This is a genomic window from Methylocaldum sp. (assembly GCF_039794385.1).
In the GTDB taxonomy this organism is placed as follows: Bacteria; Pseudomonadota; Gammaproteobacteria; order Methylococcales; family Methylococcaceae; genus Methylocaldum.
Genome location: NZ_JBDIVO010000434.1, coordinates 1 through 3,411, shown reverse-complemented (window position 1 = coordinate 3,411; position 3,411 = coordinate 1). Strand labels below are relative to the sequence as shown.

Here is a 3,411-nt window from a genome sequence, read left to right as displayed (position 1 = left end):
TCTTGTCCGTTTTGCTCGTCGTCAGCATCATTCCGGTCTATCAGCGGATGGGCTCGGAGTTCATGCCCCCCCTCTACGAGGGCACCATCCTGTACATGCCCACCACCTTGCCCGGCATTTCGGTGACGGAAGCCGGCAAGCTCCTGCAGCAAATGGACCGGAAGCTCATGGGCTTCCCCGAGGTGGCGCACGTGTTCGGCAAAGCCGGGCGCGCCGAAACCTCCACCGACCCGGCGCCGTTTTCCATGATGGAGGTGATCGTCGAACTCAAGCCCAAAGAAGAGTGGCGGCCGGGAATCACTTATGACCGTCTGGTCGATGAGATGGATCGGACCCTGCAGTTTCCGGGCGTCACCAATGCCTGGACCATGCCGATCAAGGCACGCGTCGACATGCTGACCACCGGCGTGCGCACGCCGGTGGGGATCAAGATCTTCGGCCCCGACCTGAACCGAATCGAGGCGATCGGCAAATCGATCGAAATGATCGCGAAAGAGGTGCCGGGTACCCGAAGCGTCTATGCCGAACGGGTTTCCGGCGGTTATTTCCTGGATTTCGCCATCAATCGCGAGGAGATCGCCCGCTACGGTCTTTCCGTGATGGACGTGAACCGATACATCGAATCGGCCATCGGCGGGGAGAACATCGACATCACCATCGAAGGCCGGGAGCGCTATCCCATTAACGTACGTTATCTCCGGGAGCTTCGGGACGACCCGGACAAGCTAAGGCGGGTGCTGGTCGATACGCCCAGCGGCGCCCAAGTGCCGCTGGCGCAGCTGGCCTCCCTGCGCATGGTCAGCGGTCCGGCCATGATCCGGGACGAGGACGGCATGCTGTCGGGCTACGTCTACGTGGATATGGCCGAACGGGACGTGGGCGGTTATGTTGAGGAGCTCAAACGGCGCGTGGCGGAGAACATCGAGCTGCCGCCCGGCTATACCCTCACCTGGTCGGGGCAGTACGAATTCATGGCGCGCGTCAAGGAACGGCTCAAGCTTTTCATTCCCTTGACTATCGCCATCATCTTCGTGCTGTATTACTTCACCTTCCGCTCCGTCACAAAGACCCTCATGGTCATGCTGGGCGTCCCTTTGTCCTTGGTTGGCGGAATCTGGTACCTGGCCTTGCTCGGCTACAACATGAGCATCGCGGTCTGGGTGGGGCTGATCGCCCTGGCGGGCGTTGCCGCCGAGACCAGCGCGGTGATGCTGGCTTATCTCGACGAGGCGGTCAAACGGCGCCAGGCAGCGGGTCGACTGAAGTCCCTCGAGGATCTCACGGAGACGGTATTTTCCGGGGCGGTGGAACGCATCCGCCCCATGGCCATGGCCGGGGGCGCCAACATCATAGGGCTCATTCCCGTCATGCTGGCCAGCGGTACCGGTGCGGATGTGATGAAGCGTCTGGCAGCCCCCATGATCGGCGGCGTCGGTTCCGCTATGCTGCTCACACTGTTCGTCATCCCGGCCGTTTACTTGATTTGGCGCTGGCACAAGGATGTCAAATACCAAGTGCCGGACCAAGGGCCATGAAGCTTTCCGGCCCGGTAAGCCGTCGAAGTCTCCTAGGTTAGGATTAGGCATCGCTTAAACGATGGACGCATGCTGCACTGAAAAAGCCGGTGCGCTTGAGCTACTCCGCGGGCGCCAAGCCAAGACCCTCCGGATCGTCTTGGCTCTGAACGCGATGATGTTCATCGTCGAACTTGTTTCCGGCCTGATCGCCGGCTCGGTCGCTCTCCTCGCCGACGCCCTCGATATGCTGGGCGATGCGTTGGTCTATGGCTTCAGTCTCTACGACGGCATTGTGAAGTATTACGAATCGACGCTTTTATCTTCCGCCGTTTCCTCTCTTCCTCCGATTGAGAAACAACGGATAAAAATTCCGGCTTGGCGGATCAGATCATGAAACCTAGCCCCTAAGAATGAATATCTCCCGTTTCATTATCTTTTGAGTGAGCTGCGGTCAAACCCCGCATGAAGGCATGAGCGGCCCGAAATGACGGCTGCCGATTCCCACATATGAACTAGGAGAGGAGATCGATATGAAGCATTCCCAAGTTCTCGGCATCGTGCTGTGCTATGTCCTAGGCGTCGTTAACGTGTTGAGCGCGGCCGAATCCAAGGCGGCCGGCGGCAAAGTTTACGCTACCGCCTGGTTCGGGGGTGAAGTTGGGGTCGTTGATTTGAACACCGGCAAAACGATTCGGACGGTCAAGGTCGGTGTCCATGACCACAATGTTTTTTTGAGCCCGGATCAAAAAACGGCCTGGGTTACCAATAATAACGACGGTACGGTTTCCATCATCGACACGGCTACGGATCAAGTGAGCCGGACATTCCGGGTCGGTAACGGCCCTCGCCACACCTTCATCAGTTCCGACGGCAAGGAAGCTTACGTCACCACCGAGTTCGATGACGCCGTCGCGGTGATCGATCCCGGAACCTATGCTCCGCTGGCCACCATCAAGGTCGGCCGCATGCCGCACTTCGCGCTCATAGCGGGCGACCGGGTGTTTGTCAGCAATTTCGGCAGCGGCGACGTGTCGGTTATCGACAGGACCAACCGGAACGTAATGGGCACCATACCGGTCGGGCTCGGCCCTTTGGGGGCCGGTTTCGCCAAGGACACTCAGCGCGTTTATATCGCCTGTCATGCCGCCAACCATGTTGCCGTTATCGACGGCAACAGTCTCCAGGTCATTACCCGTATCCCCACGGATGCGGGGCCGGTGCAGGTGACGGTAACGCCCGATCAGAAACATGCTTACGTGGCCAACGACGGCGCCGGCACCGTGCAGAAGATCGACCTGGCCAACAATGCGATCGTCAAGACCGTCGCGATTGCGCCGAATGCCGGCACCCATGGCATCGGCTTTGCGGCCGATGGAAAACTGCTGCTCTTGACCAATACGGGAAATAACACGATCTCCGTGATCGACGCCACGAAGGATCGCATCATCAAGACCATCAAAGTCGGCACGGCACCGGAAGGCATCGCTTTCAAGCGCCCTTGAGCAGGAGCTGAAAGAGTTCCGATAGCTGGTTCGGGCTAGTAGGCCATTGCCGAATTCGGGATTCGTGGCCTCGATCCGCCGGGATCAGCCATGTTTCGTCCGGGCTGCTTGCCCATCGTGGCGCAAGTACGTTCGGGTAGACCACTCGATGCGGCTTCCGGAGCGCTTTGGGTTTAGAGCAGTTTCCATTCGTATGTAGGGATTGATTGCAAATGGCCTTAGAGCGTTTTCATCGCGCTCGTACGGCAAAACCAGCTTGGCGGACGTCGTTGGCGCCTTCGGCTCGGGTGAATGGATTCAAGCATTCGTAGATACCGTCTTAGAAATCACGATGCAAGCCCATGATTGGGATCGAACGGTCGGCCGGACTTAAGGACGCCGTAGGCCAGGAC

The 3,411-nt window shown here is 58.9% G+C and carries 3 protein-coding genes; all 3 read left to right on the top strand.

The features are described from left to right. Positions 1–1,535: efflux RND transporter permease subunit (locus ABJK70_RS22255; protein ID WP_347259166.1), on the top strand; the 1,535-nt coding region annotated here is incomplete at its 5' end. A 61-nt stretch (positions 1,536–1,596) separates the two neighbouring features. Next, positions 1,597–1,911 carry a cation transporter gene (locus ABJK70_RS22250; RefSeq protein ID WP_077731116.1) on the top strand — a complete coding sequence of 105 codons (315 nt, stop codon included), beginning with the start codon at positions 1,597–1,599 and terminating at the stop codon, positions 1,909–1,911. Positions 1,912–2,047: 136 nt separating this feature from the next. Next, entirely contained in the window at positions 2,048–3,019 is a 972-nt protein-coding gene (locus ABJK70_RS22245; RefSeq protein WP_347259165.1) for a cytochrome D1 domain-containing protein, read from the top strand. Positions 3,020–3,411 lie beyond the last annotated feature (392 nt).